Genomic DNA, 18767 nt, shown 5'->3' with positions numbered 1-18767 from the left:
GGGATCATTGGTTTTCTTGATCAGGCGATTGAAAAAATCTTTTTTACCCGATCATGGATTATCGTTATAAGGAGCGCCAACGGCAGTCTTAGCCCGGAGTGAACCTTATGAGCACTGGCAAAGAACAACTGGAAGTGGAAGACGACCTCGTTGAGTCGGATGATGATGTGGCAGAGGCACCCGTCGCTGAGGTAGCCAAGACCAATTTGAGCAAACGCCGCACCATCGACAATCTTCTGGAAGAACGACGCTTGCAAAAACAGCTGGCCGATTACGACTTCGATCTGTGATCGAATGGTCGACGGCCGGAAGCCTCCCTCACGGAGGCTTTTTTCTGCCGGTTACCCAGATAATGCGCGCTGCAGCGCCCTCCTTTATACCAAGCCGTTACGCTGGGCCAGTTCGATCAGGTCCACAAGGGAGCGGGCGTTGAGCTTGAGCAGCAAACGTGTCTTGTAGGTGCTGACGGTCTTGTTGCTGAGGAACATACCGTCTGCAATCTCCTTGTTGGTCCGGCCCCGGGCCAACTGCTGCAATACCATCATTTCCCGACCCGACAGACGCTCGACCATATCGGCCTCGCTGGCATTGCCCATGGTGGAGCGTACCGAGTTGAGCGCCTGGTTGGGGAAATAGCTGTAGCCCGACAACACCGCCTTGATCGCACTCAGCAACTCGGTCAGGTCCTGTTGCTTGCACACGTAGCCGGCAGCCCCCGCCTGCATGCAACGCATGGAAAAATGGCCAGGGGCCTGGGACGTCAGCACCAGCACCTTGAAGGGCACGGATTGCTTGGTAGAAGACAGCCGGCAAATAACTTCCAGGCCGTCAAGTTTGGGAATCCCAATATCCAGTATGACAATGTCCGGCATATGCTCCCGTGCAAGTTGCAATGCATCGACACCGTTATCGGTCTCGGCAACGACCTCATAACCATGACGCTCCATCAGCATACGCACAGCAAGACGAATGACGGGATGATCATCCACGATCAGCACTTTATTCATGAGAAAGTCCAATTTCGCTGTTCGAATTATTTAGAGCAAGCACAATAGCCTAGTCGTTTCCCGGTTGGCATAGCGTTCCCCCCCAAGCAACAGCAAGCAGAGACCCACCCCACAGAGATAAAGGAATTGCCCTACAAAAAAACGCCAACTCAGATGTATCCAGTTTTATAGATCCTTTCAGACCTTTCTGGGGACTTACATATTTTGAGTGAAATATCCTTGGAGTATCAGGGGTTGGGTAAACGTGCCGCACACAACTCTCAGGAAATGCCCCTTGCCTCTGTCCTACGCTCAGGAATCCTGGCAGGAAGTGTCCGACTGTTTTAGTTCCATTTAACATATTCTCTTACATCCTTATTTCCTACAGAATATTCCGTGTTTTATACGTATACATCACTTTCATGAGTGAATCTTCTGTAAGACTAGTTCCTAAGCAGGTGTAAAAAAATCATTCGCCCTACAAACTTTCAACAACAGCACCATCGAAGGCGCATTTGAAAATGCGTCGACTGAAGAACATCAACAAATGTTTAACCATTTATAAACATTGCAACTCCACACAAAATCCATAGGCAAAAAAAATGGCCCCTGAATAAGGGGCCATTCTTAAAAGCGGCTAAGACTTAGAACAACGAGCGACCTTTGTTGGCCGCAATGCGCATGCGCAGTGCGTTCAACTTGATAAAGCCTGCTGCGTCCGCCTGGTTGTAGGCGCCGCCATCTTCTTCGAAGGTAGCGATGTTGGCGTCGAACAGCGACTCATCGGACTTGCGACCGGTAACGATCACGTTGCCCTTGTACAGCTTCAGGCGCACAACGCCGTTCACGTGCACCTGGGAAGCATCGATCATCTGTTGCAGCATCAGACGCTCAGGGCTCCACCAGTAGCCGGTGTAGATCAGGCTGGCGTACTTGGGCATCAGCTCGTCTTTGAGGTGAGCCACTTCGCGGTCCAGGGTGATGGATTCGATGGCGCGGTGGGCGCGCAGCATGATGGTGCCGCCTGGGGTTTCGTAGCAACCGCGGGACTTCATGCCCACGTAGCGGTTTTCGACGATGTCGAGACGGCCGATACCGTGTTCGCCACCGATACGGTTCAAGGTCGCCAGCACAGTGGCCGGGGTCATTTCGACGCCGTCCAGCGCGACGATGTCGCCGTTGCGGTAGGTCAGTTCCAGGTACTGAGGCTTGTCTGGAGCGTTCTCCGGGGAGACGGTCCATTTCCACATATCTTCTTCGTGCTCGGTCCAGGTGTCTTCCAGCACGCCGCCTTCATAGGAGATGTGCAGCAGGTTGGCGTCCATCGAGTACGGGGACTTCTTCTTGCCATGACGCTCGATCGGGATCGCGTGCTTTTCAGCGTAATCCATCAGCTTTTCACGGGACAACAGGTCCCATTCACGCCAAGGGGCAATCACTTTCACGCCTGGCTTGAGTGCATAGGCACCCAGTTCGAAACGCACCTGGTCGTTGCCCTTGCCGGTAGCGCCATGGGAAATGGCGTCGGCGCCGGTTTCGTTGGCGATTTCGATCAGACGCTTGGCGATCAGCGGACGTGCGATGGAGGTACCCAGCAGGTACTCGCCTTCGTAGACGGTGTTGGCGCGAAACATCGGGAAGACGAAATCGCGGACGAACTCTTCGCGCAGGTCGTCAATGTAGATCTCTTTCACGCCCATGGCTTGCGCCTTGGCGCGTGCAGGTTCGACCTCTTCGCCCTGACCCAGGTCAGCGGTGAAGGTCACCACTTCACAGTTATAAGTATCCTGCAGCCACTTGAGGATCACCGAAGTGTCCAGGCCGCCGGAATACGCGAGAACGACCTTGTTTACGTCGGCCATGCCATCACTCCACGGGGTTGTACGGAAAGGCGTCGATTCTACCGACCAAAACCGTGAATTTACAGAGGCGCGACAGCAAATGAAGATAAAGCGACAGATTATGTCGAACGGGCGACCGATGGTCGCACCTTAGGACGTGTGTGCAGGGTTGCTTGCGCCAGTGGCTTGGGGCGCCGGTTTCTCGGGGGCTGCCACGCGCTCAAGCTGGATATTCACACGACGATTGCGTGCCCGGTTGGCCGCATTGGTGTTAGGCGCAAGGGGGTAGCTTTCGCCATGGAAGCGCAGGGTGATCTGCGACTCCTGGATACCGTTGGCCTTGAAGTAGTCCATCACCGCCAAGCCGCGGCGGCGCGAGACGTCGCGATTGGTCAGGCGGTTGCCGCTGTTGTCCGAATGGCCATTCAACTCGATATGGTTGACCGTCGGGTCGGCTTTCATGAACGCAAGAATCACGTCGAGTTTCTTCTTGGCAGCCGCATCCAACTCGATACCGCCACCGGGGAATCCGACTTCGGTCTGTTTGACCTGATCGTAATTCATCGGCAACAGCTTGGCGGTGCACAGCTGGTAGTCGTTATAAGCCTTGTTGAATTTCACCGGCAACAAGCGGATTTCGGAGTAGCCGCCTTCACGGCCGTAGTGGCGGACCGTCGGGCTACGCCCTTCCAGCAGTCCGGTGAACAGGCGACCGGCCTGGGCCTGTGAGCTGTTGAACAACACATCGCCACTGCCGGCACGCACGGCGCCGAGGTTGATATCGCCTCGGCCTGGCTGCCAAGGGGCGGCGGCGGCCAACAAGGTGGCCGAGCCTGCGCCCAGCGTACCGTTATAGGCTTTCAGACGAAATGTTGCCTGCTCACCCGCCCGGCGCACGAACTCACCCGAACCGAAGTCGGTGATCGGTTGGGTCAGGCGGCACTCGAACTGGTCGCCCTCTACCTTCCACTCAATATTCTCCAGACGTGTCTGGAACGTGAGGGCCATCGCAGGCAGGCTGGCGAACACACTGAGCAGGGCTAGATAATGCTGGCGCACGGGAGGCTCCACTGGTTTCTACAACACTTCAAAGCGTCATACATCGATAAGGCATACAAAAGGCTATCGGTTGCATCCTGCAAAACTTGATAGCGAGTGCCTGATAGAGTCTTTTCCGGTAGCATTCCCCCCCAGATTGACCCGCCTGGAATCCCCAATGTCCGACCGCCTGACCCTGCTGCGTCCCGACGACTGGCATATTCATCTTCGCGATGGTGCTGCGTTACCCCACACCGTGGCCGATGTAGCGCGTACCTTTGGCCGCGCCATCATCATGCCGAACCTGGTTCCTCCGGTGCGTAACGCCGAGCAAGCCGATGCCTACCGCCAGCGTATCCTCGCTGCACGGCCGGCCGGCAGCCGGTTCGAACCGCTGATGGTGCTGTATCTTACCGACCGCACCCAGCCCGAAGAAATTCGTGAGGCCAAGGCCAGTGGGTTTGTGCACGCCGCCAAACTGTACCCGGCCGGTGCGACCACCAACTCCGATTCCGGCGTGACCAGTATCGATAAGATCCTGCCGGCCATCGAAGCCATGGCCGACGTCGGCATGCCGCTGCTGATCCACGGTGAAGTCACGCGTGGCGATGTGGACGTGTTCGATCGCGAGAAGATCTTCATCGACGAACACATGCGCCGCGTGGTGGAGCTGTTCCCGACCCTCAAGGTCGTGTTCGAGCACATCACCACTGCCGATGCCGTGCAGTTCGTCACCGAAGCCTCGGCCAACGTTGCTGCGACCATCACCGCGCATCACCTGCTGTACAACCGCAACCACATGCTGGTGGGCGGGATTCGGCCGCACTTCTATTGCTTGCCGATCCTCAAGCGCAACACCCACCAGGTGGCCTTGCTGGATGCGGCGACCAGCGGCAATCCGAAGTTTTTCCTCGGCACCGACTCCGCGCCTCACGCCCAGCACGCCAAAGAAGCCGCGTGCGGTTGTGCCGGCTGCTACACCGCCTATGCCGCCATCGAGCTGTACGCTGAAGCGTTCGAACAGCGCAACGCCCTGGACAAGCTCGAAGGGTTCGCCAGCCTCAATGGCCCGCGTTTCTACGGCCTGCCCGCGAATACCGATCGCATTACCCTGGTTCGTGAAGACTGGACCGCCCCTGCCAGCCTGCCGTTTGGCGAGCTGACTGTCATCCCGCTGCGCGCCGGTGAAACACTGCGCTGGCGCCTGCTGGAGGAAAGCAAGTGAGTGAAGACCATTACGATGACGAACACGAGCACAGCGGTGGCGGTTCCCGTCACCCGATGGCCGAGCGTTTTCGCGGCTATCTGCCGGTTGTCATCGACGTAGAAACCGGTGGTTTCAACTGCGCCACCGATGCGCTGCTGGAAATCGCCGCGACGACTATCGGCATGGACGAACAGGGTTTTGTGTTCCCGGAGCACACCCACTTCTTCCGCGTCGAGCCGTTCGAAGGCGCCAACATCGAGGCGGCCGCCCTGGAGTTCACCGGGATCAAGCTCGATCACCCATTGCGCATGGCAGTGAGTGAAGAAGCTGCACTGACCGATATTTTCCGTGGCGTGCGCAAGGCGTTGAAGGCCAATGGCTGCAAACGCGCGATCCTGGTCGGCCACAACAGCAGCTTCGACCTGGGCTTCCTGAATGCCGCCGTGGCGCGGCTGGACATGAAGCGCAACCCGTTTCACCCGTTCTCCAGCTTTGACACCGCGACCCTGGCCGGGCTGGCGTATGGCCAGACGGTGTTGGCGAAAGCCTGTCAGGCGGCCGGTATCGACTTTGACGGTCGTGAGGCTCATTCGGCCCGCTACGACACGGAGAAGACGGCTGAGCTGTTCTGCGGCATCGTGAACCGCTGGAAGCAGATGGGCGGCTGGGAAGACTTCAACGATTGAGCAAAGCTTGTGTGGTGAGTGGACTTGTTGTGGTGAGCGGGCTTGTCCCGCGCTGGGGCGCGTAGCGGCCCCAACTCAGGCACTGCATTTCTCCAACTAGAACTCACTGACAGGTTTTAGGGCGGCTCCGCCACCCAGCGCGGGGCAAGCCCGCTCACCACAGAGGTCATATCCCACGCATAAAAAAACCGGCCCTTTCACAGGCCGGTTTTTTTGTACCAAGATTCTGGCTTACAGCTTGCCAGCGTTCTCGGTCAGGTATGCCGCAACACCTTCCGGCGAAGCGTTCATGCCTTTGTCGCCTTTTTTCCAGTTGGCAGGGCAGACTTCGCCGTGCTCTTCGTGGAATTGCAGGGCGTCGACCAGACGGATCAGCTCTTCCATGTTACGACCCAGTGGCAGGTCGTTGATGATCTGGGAGCGAACCACGCCTTTGTCGTCGATCAGGAACGCGCCACGGAAGGCCACGCCGCCTTCGGACTCAACGTCGTAGGCCTTGGCGATGTCGTGCTTCATGTCGGCAGCCATGGTGTATTTGACTTTGCCGATGCCGCCATCATTGATGGCGGTGTTGCGCCAGGCGTTGTGAGTGAAATGGGAGTCGATGGAAACGGCTACCACTTCAACGTTGCGCGCCTTGAAATCGTCCATGCGGTGGTCCAGAGCGATCAGCTCCGAAGGGCAGACGAAGGTGAAGTCCAGCGGGTAGAAGAACACCAGGCCGTATTTGCCTTTGATGGCTTCAGACAGTTTGAAGCTGTCTACGATTTCGCCATTGCCGAGGACGGCAGGTACGTCGAAATCCGGGGCTTGTTTGCCGACGAGTACGCTCATTGGTTATCTCCTGATGTGAGGGTGACGATTGAAGTAAAAGGACCGGCCCTGAGTCTGCCGTTAATAAGCGACAGCCCTGTGACGCAGTCACGCTTCGTGAAGACCGACCATCATACACTGAAAAAACCGTTCGTCAGTGCGGGCACGGTACCAACGAATACCCTACGATTCTACTTTGACAATCATTCTCGTTAACATTAAGATCCACCGCACTTAAGCCTTAAACCCGCGACGGTTCTCCCTTATGTATGTGTGCCTGTGTACTGGCGTCACCGACGGAAAAATCCGCGAAGCAATCTATGAAGGTTGCTGCAGCTACAAGGAAGTGCGTGAAGCTACCGGCGTTGCCAGCCAGTGTGGCAAATGTGCTTGCCTGGCCAAGCAAGTGGTACGGGAAACCCTGACACAGCTGCAGACCGCTCAGGCCGCGCTCCCCTATTCAGCAGAATTTACACACGCCTGATTGGCATGTTTTAAAGAACCGGACTTAGTGTCCGGTTTTTTTATGCCCGCAATTCAATAAGTTAGCGCTAAGACGCGGAACACAAACATTCTTATTCCGATTAATTTTCATTTATTATTCAATAACTTAGGTTTGACACTAGGGGTTCTGCCGCTCAAACTCCGCCTTATACACAGCTATTACAGGGCAGGACCCCAGTCATGAAAGGCGACATCTCAGTCATCCAGCAACTCAACAAAATCCTTGCCAATGAACTGGTCGCGATCAATCAGTACTTTCTGCATGCACGCATGTATGACGATTGGGGCCTGGAAAAGCTGGGCAAGCGCGAATACAAAGAATCGATCAAAGCCATGAAGGACGCGGACGCGTTGATCAAGCGCATCCTGTTCCTGGAAGGCCTGCCGAACGTGCAGGACCTGGGCAAGCTGAACATCGGCGAGGACACCAAGGAGATGCTTGGGAGTGACCTGGGCTTTGAGCGCAAGAGCCACAGCGACCTCAAGGCCGCTATTGCTCACTGCGAAATCAAGAGCGACTTCGGCAGCCGTGAACTGCTGGAAGACATCCTGGAAGACCAGGAAGAGCACATCGACTGGCTGGAAACCCAACTGGGCCTGATCGACAAGGTCAGCCTGGAAAACTACCTGCAATCGCAGATGGGCGAAGAATAAGCCCGCAGCTCGCAGGAACAAAAAAGCCCCGCTCTCTCTCGAGAAGCGGGGCTTTTTATTGCCAGCGAATCACGCGTCGGTCTTGGCCGCCGCATTTGCCGCTGCTTCTTTGATCAGCGTTTGCAGCGAACCATCAGCCGCCATCTCGACGATGATGTCGCTGCCGCCGACCAGTTCACCGGAAACCCACAGTTGTGGGAAGGTCGGCCAGTTGGCGTACTTCGGCAGGTTGGCGCGGATTTCAGGGTTTTGCAGGATATCCACGTAAGCGAACTTCTCGCCGCACGCCATGATGGCCTGGGAAGCCTTCGCGGAGAAACCGCACTGAGGAGCGTTTGGCGCGCCCTTCATGTAAAGCAGAATGGTGTTGTTGGCAATCTGCTCTTTGATCGTTTCGATGATATCCATGGAACACCTCGGCTGGAACTTTGCGACTCACAGGTCGGCACGGTGGCGCATTGTAACGCAAATTTCCAGCGCGGTGCTCAGGCGGCTGCTACCTGCACCGGAACGCCATTGAGTGCGGCATTACCCGACAGCTCATCCAACTGCCGCTCGTCGGTCAAGTCATTGGCACTGGCCCCCGGCTGTCCGCTGGCAATCGTCATCTGCACGCCGGGGCGGCCATGGCCCCAGCCATGCGGCAGGCTGACGACACCGGGCATCATGTCCAGGCTGGCCAAGACTTCCACTTCAATCATGCCGATACGCGAGCTCACACGCACCCGCTGGCCATCGTTCAATTGTCGACTGGCCAGGTCATCGGGGTGCATAAGCAATTGATGACGCGGCTTGCCCTTCACCAGCCGATGGTAGTTATGCATCCAGGAATTATTGCTGCGCACGTGGCGGCGGCCGATCAGCAACAGTTCGTCGGCCACCGGCACCGGCTGCCCGGCAAAACGCGCCAGGTCGGCAAGGATCACCGCCGGCGCCGCCTGTACCCTGCGATCAACGGTTTTCAAGCGTGCGGCGAGATTGGGCAGCAGCGGCCCCAGGTCCACACCATGGGGATGGTCCACCAGCATGGCCACCGACAACTTGTGGCTGGACGCATCACCGTACACTCCCGCACGTAGCCCGAAATCGATCATCTGCGCAGGTGGCATGGTCGGCTTGAGCACCGCGCGGGTGTGTGCGGCAAACGCCTTGGCCAGACCGACAAAAATCTCCCAGTCATGCAGTGCGCCCGCAGGCTTGGGCAGAATTGCGCGATTGAAGCGGGTAACGTTGCGCACCGCAAACATGTTGAAGGTGGTGTCGTAGTGATCATTCTCCAGCGCCGAAGTGGACGGCAGGATCAGGTCGGCATAGCGCGTGGTTTCGTTGATATAGAGGTCGATGCTGACCATGAACTCCAAGCCGTCGAGGGCTTGTTCCAACTGCCGGCCGTTGGGTGTCGACAACACCGGGTTGCCCGCCACCGTCACCAAGGCGCGGATTTGTCCTTCACCTTCGGTGAGCATTTCTTCGGCCAATGCTGACACCGGAAGCTCGCCGCCGTACTCCGGGCGCCCAGACACCCGACTCTGCCAACGATTGAAATGCCCACCACCAGTCGATGCCACCAGGTCCACCGCCGGCGTGGTGCACAGCGCACCACCTACGCGGTCCAGGTTGCCGGTCACCAGGTTGATCAGTTGCACCAGCCAATGGCACAGGGTGCCGAACGCCTGGGTCGATACCCCCATGCGCCCGTAGCACACCGCTTTGTCGGCGGCAGCAAAGTCCCGCGCCAGTTGGCGAATCTGTTCGGCAGGCACCGCACACTGACGGCTCATGGCCTCGGCGGTAAACCCTGCGATGGCGCGACGCACATCCTCAAGACCTTCAACCGGCAAATGGCTGTCGCGGGTCAGGTTCTCTGTAAACAAGGTGTTGAGCACCCCGAACAACAACGCCGCATCACCGCCCGGGCGCACGAACAGATGCTGGTCGGCCATCGCCGCCGTCTCGCTGCGCCGTGGGTCGACCACCACCACTTTGCCGCCCCGGGTCTGGATCGCCTTGAGGCGCTTCTCCACATCAGGCACGGTCATGATGCTGCCGTTGGACGCCAGTGGGTTGCCGCCCAGGATCAGCATGAAGTCGGTGTGATCAATGTCGGGGATCGGCAACAACAGGCCATGGCCGTACATGAGGTAACTGGTGAGGTGATGCGGTAATTGGTCCACCGAGGTGGCGGAAAACCGATTGCGCGTCTTCAACTGGCCCAGGAAGTAATTGCTGTGGGTCATCAACCCGTAGTTGTGCACGCTGGGATTGCCCTGATACACCGCCACTGCATTCTGCCCGTGCCGCGCCTGAATACCTGAAAGCCGCTCAGCTACAAGCGCAAAGGCGTCTTCCCACGCGATCGGCTGCCATTCACTGCCCACCCGCAGCATCGGCTGGTGCAGGCGGTCGGGGTCATTCTGGATATCCTGCAGCGCCACGGCCTTGGGGCAGATATGCCCGCGACTGAATGTATCCAGCGGATCCCCCTTGATCGAGGTGATCGCCAGGCTACCGTCGTCGGCCTGGGTGGTTTCCAGGGTCAGGCCACAAATGGCTTCACACAGATGGCAGGCACGGTGGTGGAGAGTCTTGGTCATGGCCAGTCTCTTTTATAGGGGCTTTGATCCCACTATGGGCCGGGAGCGGCAGGGGCGCCACCAACGTTCGCCCTGTGAATCGACCAGCATCAGGCCAAGCCATAGGCAAGCGTGAGCAAATGTTTCAAAGCCCGGCATACAGCCTCTGAAACCGACGCTGCCTGGTCTGCGCCCGTCTCCGCGCATTGCAAAAGGTCTCGGCGCCAGTGTACAAATGGCCCGCTGCTGTCTGGAAATCGTCTTCAAAAGCGCTTCGGCGCCCTGCTTGAACACCCTTAAAAACCGTAGCCCTATTGGTAAGACGCGACATTTAATTATAAGATCGCGCCTTCCCCTATTTCGTCGCCCCGTGCGGCTTTCGCCGCAGGTCTCGCCCGTTGTCACAATAAACAAGGCTTTGAGTATCTGCGGTCTGTTGCAAAAAGGTAGTTAATGATGAGCGCAAGGCACTTTCTCTCCCTGATGGATTGCACGCCCGAAGAGCTGGTCAGCGTGATCCGTCGAGGCATTGAGCTTAAAGACCTGCGTAACCGCGGCGTACTGTTCGAGCCTTTGAAAAACCGCGTGCTCGGCATGATCTTCGAGAAGTCGTCGACCCGCACCCGTGTGTCGTTCGAAGCCGGCATGATCCAACTGGGTGGCCAGGCCATCTTCCTGTCCTCGCGCGACACCCAACTGGGCCGTGGCGAGCCGATCGCCGACAGCGCGAAGGTGATGTCGAGCATGCTCGACGCCGTGATGATCCGTACCTTCGCCCACAGCACCGTCACCGAATTTTCCGCCAACTCCCGTGTACCAGTGATCAACGGCCTGTCCGATGACCTGCACCCGTGCCAGTTGCTGGCTGACATGCAAACCTTCCTCGAACACCGTGGTTCGATCCAGGGCAAGAGCGTGGCCTGGATCGGCGATGGCAACAACATGTGCAACAGCTATATAGAAGCCGCCATCCAATTCGACTTCCAACTGCGCGTGGCCTGCCCGGAAGGCTACGAGCCTGATGCGCGCTTCCTGGCTCAAGCCGGCGACCGCGTGACCCTGGTCCGCGACCCGCGTGACGCGGTGATCGGTGCGCATCTGGTAAGCACCGACGTCTGGACCTCCATGGGCCAGGAAGACGAAACCGCCAAGCGCCTGGCCCTGTTCGCCCCGTATCAGGTGACCCGCGCCCTGCTCGACCTGGCCGCGCCCGACGTGCTGTTCATGCACTGCCTGCCGGCCCACCGTGGCGAAGAGATCAGCACCGACCTGCTCGACGACCCACGCTCGGTCGCCTGGGACCAGGCCGAAAACCGCCTGCACGCTCAAAAGGCCCTGCTCGAATTCCTCGTCCCGCCGTCGTACCACCACGCATGAGCCATTCATTACTGCTGAACCTGCGCAACCTGGCATGCGGTTATCAAGATCAACGGGTGGTACAGAACCTCAACCTGCACCTCAATGCGGGCGACATCGGTTGCCTGCTGGGCTCCTCGGGCTGCGGCAAGACCACCACCCTACGAGCGATTGCCGGGTTTGAGCCGGTGCACGAAGGTGAAATCAGCCTGGCCGGCGAAGTGATCTCCAGTGCCGGGTTCACCTTGGCCCCTGAGAAACGTCGCATCGGCATGGTGTTCCAGGACTACGCATTGTTTCCTCACCTGAGCGTGGCCGATAACATCGCCTTCGGCATTCGCAAGCACCCGCAAAAAGACCGCGTAGTCGCTGAGTTGCTGGAGCTGGTGAACCTGAAAAACCTGGGCAAGCGCTTCCCCCATGAGCTATCCGGCGGCCAGCAACAACGCGTCGCCCTCGCCCGTGCCTTGGCGCCAGAACCGGCCTTGCTGTTGCTGGATGAGCCTTTCTCCAACCTGGATGGTGAGTTGCGACGCAAGCTCAGCCACGAGGTGCGTGACATCCTCAAGGCCCGCGGCACCAGCGCAATCCTGGTGACCCACGACCAGGAAGAGGCCTTCGCCGTCAGCGACCAGGTCGGTGTGTTCAAAGAGGGCCGCCTTGAGCAGTGGGACACGCCCTACAACCTCTATCACGAACCGCAGACACCTTACGTCGCCAGCTTTATCGGCCAGGGCTACTTCATTCGCGGCCAGTTGAGCTCGCCGGAATCGGTCAGCACCGAGCTGGGTGAGTTGCGCGGCAACCGCGCCTACACCTGGCCTACCGGCGGTGCGGTGGATGTGTTGCTGCGTCCGGATGACATCGTCTACGCGCCGGACAGCGGGTTGAAAGCGAGGATCGTCGGCAAGACGTTCCTCGGCGCATCGACCCTGTACCGCCTGCAACTGCCGACCGGTGCACAGCTGGAGTCGATTTTCCCGAGTCACGCCGATCATCAAGTGGGGGCGGATGTCGGCATTCGGGTGGCCGCCGAACACCTGGTATTGTTCCAGGCGTCCGGCAGCACGGCCGCACACATCCCTCCAGTCGAATCCGGCGTACGACGCTACAGCCCGGTATAAAACCTCGTCATGCCCGGCCAATTTCCGCGAACTTGGCCTGGGTATGCTCAGCCAGCACCGCCGCTGGCAATTCAACCTCCAAGCCCCTCCTCCCCGCACTCACAAAAATCGTCGCAAACGGCTGCGCTGTCACATCAATGAACGTGCGCAAACGCTTCTTCTGCCCCAACGGGCTGATGCCGCCTAATAGATAGCCAGTGGAACGTTGCGCGGCCGCCGGGTCGGCCATTTCGACTTTCTTGACGCCTGCCGCATGCGCCAGGGCTTTCAGATCCAGACTTCCGACGACCGGCACCACCGCCACCAGCAATTCGCCCTTCTCGCTGCTGGCCAGCAAGGTCTTGAACACCTGCGCAGGGTCCAGGCCCAATTTTTCCGCGGCCTCCAGCCCATATGAAGCCGCCTTGGGATCATGTTCGTAACTGTGAATTCGATGTTCGGCGCGAACTTTTTTCAACAGGTCCAATGCAGGCGTCATGGGGTCTCCGAGGCGTGGCAAACAGATGGCCAATTCTAGGCCAAACCCACGTAAAACGCTCTAGTCCGCCCACTCTTGCCGTACACACGCAATGTGACAAGCGTGATCATTCACCAGACCAATAGTTTGAAAGTGACTGACAGTTCACTTTCGACCTTTGACAGCCGTCATTCTTGTCTATATTTTTTCGTTTCCGAATACTGTAGGAATACACCCGCAGCGTTCAAAGCAGTAAGCCATGGTCGGGATGGGGATCCCTGCCACGGTGAAAATCGCGCAACAACCCGTTGAGGTTGTGCGCCAGACAAGAACAACAACTGAGGCTTTCCATGACAACTGCTCTTCAACAGCCTTCACTTTCGAGCCAATGCATGGCCGAATTCCTGGGGACTGCGCTTCTGATCTTCTTCGGTACTGGATGTGTCGCTGCGCTCAAGGTCGCGGGTGCCAGCTTTGGCTTGTGGGAGATCAGTATCATCTGGGGGGTCGGCGTCAGCATGGCGATCTACCTGAGCGCCGGTATTTCCGGAGCCCACCTCAACCCGGCCGTCAGCATCGCGCTGTGCATTTTCGCCGACTTCGACAAGCGCAAACTGCCCTTCTACATTCTTGCTCAGATCGCCGGCGCCTTCTGCTCGGCGGCCTTGGTGTACACGCTCTACAGCAACCTGTTTTTCGATTACGAACAAACCCACCATATGGTGCGCGGCTCCCAGGCCAGCCTGGAATTGGCGTCGGTGTTCTCTACCTATCCCCATGCGCTGCTGAGCACCGCCCAGGCGTTCCTGGTGGAAATGGTCATCACTGCCATCCTGATGGGCGTGATCATGGCGCTCACCGATGACAACAACGGCCTGCCACGCGGCCCGTTGGCGCCCCTGCTGATCGGCCTGCTGATCGCGGTGATCGGCAGCGCCATGGGCCCGTTGACCGGCTTTGCGATGAACCCGGCGCGGGATTTCGGCCCCAAGCTGATGACCTTTTTCGCCGGTTGGGGTGAAATGGCCTTCACTGGCGGCCGCGATATTCCTTACTTCCTCGTACCGATTTTCGCGCCGATTGTCGGCGCATGCCTCGGCGCCGCGGCCTATCGCGGGCTGATTGCCCGCCACCTGCCGAGCGCCGCACCTGCTATAGCTGAAGAAACACCTGACACGGCAGTCAACGGCAAGACCCGTATTTCCTGATAGCGCCAGCCTGGACGCACCTGCCCTTCTTGCGGCCCAGGCTGATTACCGACTTTCTTATTTTCCAAGGCATTCGACATGACCGATATTCAGAATAAGAACTACATCATTGCCCTAGACCAAGGCACCACCAGTTCCCGCGCGATCATCTTCGATCGTGACGCCAACGTGGTCTGCACCGCCCAGCGCGAATTCACTCAGCATTACCCACAAGCCGGTTGGGTCGAGCATGACCCGATGGAAATCTTCGCCACCCAGAGTGCGGTGATGGTCGAAGCGCTGGCACAGGCCGGCCTGCACCATGACCAAGTCGCTGCCATCGGCATCACCAACCAGCGTGAAACCACCGTGGTGTGGGACAAAGTCACCGGTCGCCCGATCTACAACGCGATCGTCTGGCAGTGCCGCCGCAGCACCGAGATCTGCCAGCAGCTAAAGCGCGGTGGCCACGAGCAATACATCAATGACACCACTGGCCTGGTCACCGACCCGTACTTCTCCGGCACCAAGCTCAAGTGGATCCTCGACAACGTCGAAGGCAGCCGCGAGCGTGCGCGCAACGGCGAACTGCTGTTCGGCACCATCGACAGCTGGCTGATCTGGAAATTTACCGGTGGCAAGACCCACGTCACCGACTACACCAACGCCTCGCGCACCATGCTCTTCAACATCCACACCCTGGAGTGGGATGCGAAGATGCTGGAGATCCTCGACGTGCCGCGCGAAATGCTGCCGCAAGTGAAGTCCTCCTCGGAAATCTACGGCCGTACCAAAAGCGGCATCGCCATCGGCGGTATCGCCGGCGACCAACAGGCTGCGCTGTTTGGCCAGATGTGCGTCGAAGCCGGCCAGGCCAAGAACACCTACGGCACCGGCTGCTTCCTGCTGATGAACACCGGCGACAAGGCGGTGAAATCCAAGCACGGCATGCTCACCACCATCGCCTGCGGCCCGCGTGGCGAAGTGGCTTACGCCCTGGAAGGCGCCGTGTTCAATGGCGGCTCCACCGTACAATGGCTGCGAGATGAGCTGAAAATCATCAACGACGCCCACGACACCGAATACTTCGCCGGCAAGGTCAAGGACAGCAACGGTGTGTACCTGGTGCCCGCGTTTACCGGTCTGGGCGCACCGTACTGGGACCCGTATGCCCGTGGCGCACTGTTCGGCCTGACCCGTGGCGTACGCGTGGATCACATCATTCGTGCCGCCCTGGAGTCGATTGCCTACCAGACCCGCGACGTACTCGACGCCATGCAGCAGGATTCGGGCGAGCGCCTCAAGGCGCTGCGCGTGGACGGCGGCGCGGTCGCCAACAACTTCCTGATGCAATTCCAGGCCGATATCCTCGGCACCCAGGTCGAGCGCCCGCAAATGCGCGAGACCACCGCATTGGGCGCGGCCTACCTGGCTGGCCTGGCGTGCGGTTTCTGGGGCAGCCTGGACGAGCTGCGCGGCAAGGCGGTGATCGAGCGCGAATTCGAACCGCAACTGGACGAAGCCGCAAAGGAAAAACTCTACGCTGGCTGGCAAAAAGCGGTCAGCCGCACCCGTGACTGGGAGCCGCACGAAGGCGCTGAATAAGCCAACGTCGGGTTGTAACTGGCAGGGAGCGGATTCCTGCGTCATCATGGGCCACTTTTGTATGGCAGCCCAAAGGACGCCCCATGAATCTGCCTCCCCGCCAACAACAAATCCTCGAACTGGTCCGCGAACGCGGCTACGTCAGTATCGAGGAGATGGCGCAGCTATTCGTTGTCACCCCGCAAACCATCCGCCGCGATATCAACCAGCTGGCGGACGCCAATCTGCTGCGCCGCTACCACGGCGGCGCGGCCTATGACTCCAGCGTCGAAAACACCGCCTACGCCATGCGGGCCGACCAGATGCGCGACGAGAAACAGCGCATCGGCGAAGCCATCGCCGCGCAGATCCCCGATCACGCCTCGTTGTTCATCAATATCGGCACCACCACCGAATCCATCGCCCGTGCGCTGCTCAACCACAACCACCTGAAAATCATCACCAACAACCTCAACGTCGCCACCATGCTCAGTGCCAAGGACGACTTTGATGTGTTGCTCACGGGTGGCAATGTGCGGCGTGACGGAGGTGTGGTGGGCCAGGCCAGTGTCGACTTCATCAACCAGTTCAAGGTCGACTTTGCTCTGGTGGGCATCAGCGGTATCGATGAAGACGGCAGCCTGCTGGACTTTGATTACCAGGAAGTACGGGTTTCCCAGGCGATCATTGCCAACGCCCGCCAGGTGATCCTGGCGGCGGACTCCAGCAAGTTCGGGCGCAATGCCATGATTCGTCTGGGGCCGATCAGCCTGGTGGATTGCCTGGTGACGGATCAACAGCCGGTGCCGGCGTTGGTGCAGTTGCTCAATGACCACAAGGTTCGTCTGGAAGTGGTGTAGCGCCTGCACTGACGCCATCGGGGGGCAAGCCCCCTCCCACATTGGAATGCGATCAACCTGTGGGAGGGGGCTCGCCCCCGATGGCTATTTACCTGCCCCCCCCATTTCTCCAGCCAGCACTGGCTCATGTTCACAAATTTTCCTTTCCCGCCGGTTCGATGAGTTTTTTCAATCGAACTCAGGTGGCTGCGCGCGCGTTTATCAGCTACCATTTTCGCAAATGAACATTAATGTTCGAATTCCAATACGAAAAAGATCGCGAGGCCAGCCGATGAACCCTTCTACCTTGCCTGCTCCACCGCTCGCCGAAGTCTATGACGTTGCCGTTATCGGTGGCGGGATCAATGGCGTCGGCATTGCAGCAGACGCAGCCGGGCGCGGTTTGTCGGTATTCCTTTGCGAAAAGGACGACCTGGCCAGCCACACCTCCTCCGCCAGCAGCAAGCTGATCCACGGCGGCCTGCGTTACCTCGAACATTACGAATTCCGCCTGGTGCGCGAAGCCCTGGCCGAACGTGAGGTGCTGCTGGCCAAGGCCCCGCACATCGTCAAGCAGATGCGCTTCGTGCTGCCGCACCGTCCGCATCTGCGTCCGGCGTGGATGATCCGCGCCGGCCTGTTCCTGTACGACCACCTGGGCAAGCGCGAAAAGCTGGCCGGCTCGAAAAGCCTCAAGTTCGGCGCCGACAGCCCACTGAAAAGCGAAATCACCCGAGGCTTCGAATACTCCGACTGCTGGGTCGATGACGCTCGCCTCGTGGTGCTCAACGCCATGGCCGCCCGCGAAAAAGGCGCGCACATTCACACCCAGACCCGTTGCATCAGCGCACACCGCAGCAACGGCATGTGGGACATGAACATGGAACGCGCCGACGGCAGCCTGTTCTCGATCCGTGCCCGCGCCCTGGTGAATGCTGCCGGCCCGTGGGTGGCCAAGTTCATCAAGGACGACCTGAAGCTGGATTCGCCCTACGGCATCCGCCTGATCCAGGGCAGCCACCTGATCGTGCCGAAACTGTACGAAGGTGCCCACGCGCACATCCTGCAGAACGAAGACCAGCGCATCGTCTTCACGATTCCGTACCTGAACCACCTGACCATCATCGGCACCACCGACCGCGAATACACCGGCGACCCGGCTGCTGTTGCGATCACCGAAGGTGAAACTGACTACATGCTGAAAGTGGTCAACGCACATTTCAAAAAACAACTGAGCCGCGATGACATCGTGCACACCTACTCCGGCGTACGCCCGCTGTGCAACGACGAGTCGGACAACCCGTCGGCCATCACCCGCGACTACACCCTGGCACTGTCCGGTGGCACGGGCGAGGCACCGATCCTGTCGGTGTTCGGCGGCAAGTTGACCACCTATCGCAAACTCGCTGAGTCGGCGATGGCGCAACTGGCACCGTACTTCACCCAGATGCGCCCAAGCTGGACCGCCACCGCCAGCCTGCCGGGCGGTGAAAACATGACGACGCCAGACGCCCTGGCCGAAGCGATTCGCAGCAAGTTCGACTGGATACCGAGCGAGATCGCACGGCGCTGGTCCACCACCTACGGTAGCCGCACCTGGCGACTGCTCGAAGGCGTGCAGTCGCTGGCCGACCTGGGTGACCACCTGGGTGGCGGCCTGTACACCCGCGAAGTCGATTACCTGTGCGCCGAAGAGTGGGCGACCCACCCCCACGACGTGCTGTGGCGCCGCACCAAGCTCGGCTTGTTCACCACCCCGGAAGAACAGGACAACGTGCAACGTTACCTGTCCAAGGTCGAGCAAACCCGCGCAAAGATTGAAGCGGCCTGATCAGGTCGCCTTGAAAAGCCCCTGCACCGAAAGGGCCAGGGGCTTTTTTATGCAAGATAAATCCCACATCCCCTATTCGGTTTTCCG

18 protein-coding genes are annotated in these 18767 nt (G+C 59.0%); 11 read left to right on the top strand and 7 right to left on the bottom strand.

Going from position 1 to position 18767, the window contains the following annotated elements; all coding sequences use genetic code 11:
• Positions 1 to 107: 107 nt before the first annotated feature.
• Positions 108 to 290: a PA3496 family putative envelope integrity protein gene (locus tag ACZ445_RS05830; RefSeq protein ID WP_058423775.1), complete on the top strand. Its 183-nt coding sequence runs from the start codon at positions 108 to 110 to the stop codon at positions 288 to 290.
• 84 nt (positions 291 to 374) lie between these two features.
• On the opposite strand, the gene ACZ445_RS05825 is transcribed toward ACZ445_RS05830, so the two are convergent.
• The 3 genes from ACZ445_RS05825 to ACZ445_RS05815 form a co-directional block, all read right to left on the bottom strand.
• Positions 375 to 1007: a response regulator transcription factor gene (locus ACZ445_RS05825; protein ID WP_058423776.1), complete on the bottom strand. Its 633-nt coding sequence runs from the start codon at positions 1005 to 1007 to the stop codon at positions 375 to 377.
• 623 nt (positions 1008 to 1630) lie between these two features.
• Complete coding sequence (locus tag ACZ445_RS05820) at positions 1631 to 2848, bottom strand: argininosuccinate synthase (protein WP_010212738.1); 1218 nt, start codon at positions 2846 to 2848, stop codon at positions 1631 to 1633.
• Positions 2849 to 2977: 129 nt separating this feature from the next.
• Positions 2978 to 3886 (bottom strand): flagellar protein MotY, encoded by a 909-nt coding sequence (locus ACZ445_RS05815; RefSeq protein ID WP_464708075.1) that lies wholly within the window; start codon positions 3884 to 3886, stop codon positions 2978 to 2980.
• 157 nt (positions 3887 to 4043) lie between these two features.
• On the opposite strand from ACZ445_RS05815, the gene pyrC reads away from it, so the two are divergent.
• Together pyrC and rnt are read left to right on the top strand one after the other, a co-directional pair.
• A complete protein-coding gene (gene pyrC / locus ACZ445_RS05810) occupies positions 4044 to 5090 on the top strand; it encodes a dihydroorotase (protein ID WP_058423778.1) in 1047 nt (348 codons plus the stop codon).
• Complete coding sequence (gene rnt / locus ACZ445_RS05805; protein ID WP_010564138.1) at positions 5087 to 5758, top strand: ribonuclease T; 672 nt, start codon at positions 5087 to 5089, stop codon at positions 5756 to 5758. The genes pyrC and rnt overlap by 4 nt, the downstream gene beginning before the upstream one ends.
• Positions 5759 to 5989: 231 nt before the next feature.
• Here the strand turns inward: rnt and ACZ445_RS05800 are convergent, their stop codons facing one another.
• On the bottom strand, positions 5990 to 6592 hold the full coding sequence (locus tag ACZ445_RS05800) for a peroxiredoxin (protein ID WP_003172097.1): 603 nt from the start codon (positions 6590 to 6592) through the stop codon (positions 5990 to 5992).
• A 244-nt stretch (positions 6593 to 6836) separates the two neighbouring features.
• Here ACZ445_RS05800 and ACZ445_RS05795 point away from each other — a divergent pair, with 244 nt between their 5' ends.
• Positions 6837 to 7055, top strand: coding sequence for a bacterioferritin-associated ferredoxin (locus ACZ445_RS05795; protein WP_058423779.1), 219 nt, complete (start codon positions 6837 to 6839; stop codon positions 7053 to 7055).
• A gap of 200 nt (positions 7056 to 7255) precedes the next feature.
• On the top strand, positions 7256 to 7729 hold the full coding sequence (bfr, locus tag ACZ445_RS05790) for a bacterioferritin (RefSeq protein WP_248486518.1): 474 nt from the start codon (positions 7256 to 7258) through the stop codon (positions 7727 to 7729).
• A gap of 69 nt (positions 7730 to 7798) precedes the next feature.
• Here the strand turns inward: bfr and grxD are convergent, their stop codons facing one another.
• Both grxD and ACZ445_RS05780 read right to left on the bottom strand, forming a co-directional pair.
• A complete protein-coding gene (gene grxD / locus ACZ445_RS05785) occupies positions 7799 to 8137 on the bottom strand; it encodes a Grx4 family monothiol glutaredoxin (protein WP_464708074.1) in 339 nt (112 codons plus the stop codon).
• A gap of 77 nt (positions 8138 to 8214) precedes the next feature.
• Positions 8215 to 10323 carry a molybdopterin oxidoreductase family protein gene (locus ACZ445_RS05780; RefSeq protein ID WP_464708073.1) on the bottom strand — a complete coding sequence of 703 codons (2109 nt, stop codon included), beginning with the start codon at positions 10321 to 10323 and terminating at the stop codon, positions 8215 to 8217.
• A gap of 435 nt (positions 10324 to 10758) precedes the next feature.
• Here ACZ445_RS05780 and argF point away from each other — a divergent pair, with 435 nt between their 5' ends.
• Positions 10759 to 11679, top strand: coding sequence for an ornithine carbamoyltransferase (gene argF / locus ACZ445_RS05775; RefSeq protein ID WP_058423782.1), 921 nt, complete (start codon positions 10759 to 10761; stop codon positions 11677 to 11679).
• Positions 11676 to 12782, top strand: a complete 1107-nt coding sequence (locus ACZ445_RS05770) for an ABC transporter ATP-binding protein (protein WP_071492684.1) — start codon at positions 11676 to 11678, stop codon at positions 12780 to 12782. Before argF ends, ACZ445_RS05770 begins: the two co-directional genes overlap by 4 nt.
• 7 nt (positions 12783 to 12789) lie before the next feature.
• Here the strand turns inward: ACZ445_RS05770 and ybaK are convergent, their stop codons facing one another.
• Complete coding sequence (gene ybaK / locus ACZ445_RS05765) at positions 12790 to 13260, bottom strand: Cys-tRNA(Pro) deacylase (RefSeq protein WP_034096128.1); 471 nt, start codon at positions 13258 to 13260, stop codon at positions 12790 to 12792.
• A gap of 329 nt (positions 13261 to 13589) precedes the next feature.
• Between ybaK and ACZ445_RS05760 the strand changes: the two genes are divergently transcribed.
• From ACZ445_RS05760 to glpD, 4 genes are all read left to right on the top strand, one after another.
• Positions 13590 to 14447 (top strand): MIP/aquaporin family protein, encoded by an 858-nt coding sequence (locus tag ACZ445_RS05760; protein ID WP_028619056.1) that lies wholly within the window; start codon positions 13590 to 13592, stop codon positions 14445 to 14447.
• A 78-nt stretch (positions 14448 to 14525) separates the two neighbouring features.
• Positions 14526 to 16031 carry a glycerol kinase GlpK gene (glpK, locus tag ACZ445_RS05755; RefSeq protein WP_464708072.1) on the top strand — a complete coding sequence of 502 codons (1506 nt, stop codon included), beginning with the start codon at positions 14526 to 14528 and terminating at the stop codon, positions 16029 to 16031.
• Positions 16032 to 16114: 83 nt separating this feature from the next.
• Positions 16115 to 16870 (top strand): DeoR/GlpR family transcriptional regulator, encoded by a 756-nt coding sequence (locus tag ACZ445_RS05750; RefSeq protein WP_034118315.1) that lies wholly within the window; start codon positions 16115 to 16117, stop codon positions 16868 to 16870.
• A 271-nt stretch (positions 16871 to 17141) separates the two neighbouring features.
• A complete protein-coding gene (gene glpD / locus ACZ445_RS05745; RefSeq protein WP_464704869.1) occupies positions 17142 to 18680 on the top strand; it encodes a glycerol-3-phosphate dehydrogenase in 1539 nt (512 codons plus the stop codon).
• Positions 18681 to 18767: the final 87 nt, after the last annotated feature.

This window comes from Pseudomonas allii (genome assembly GCF_055380095.1).
This window is presented reverse-complemented; position numbering and strand designations above follow the sequence as displayed.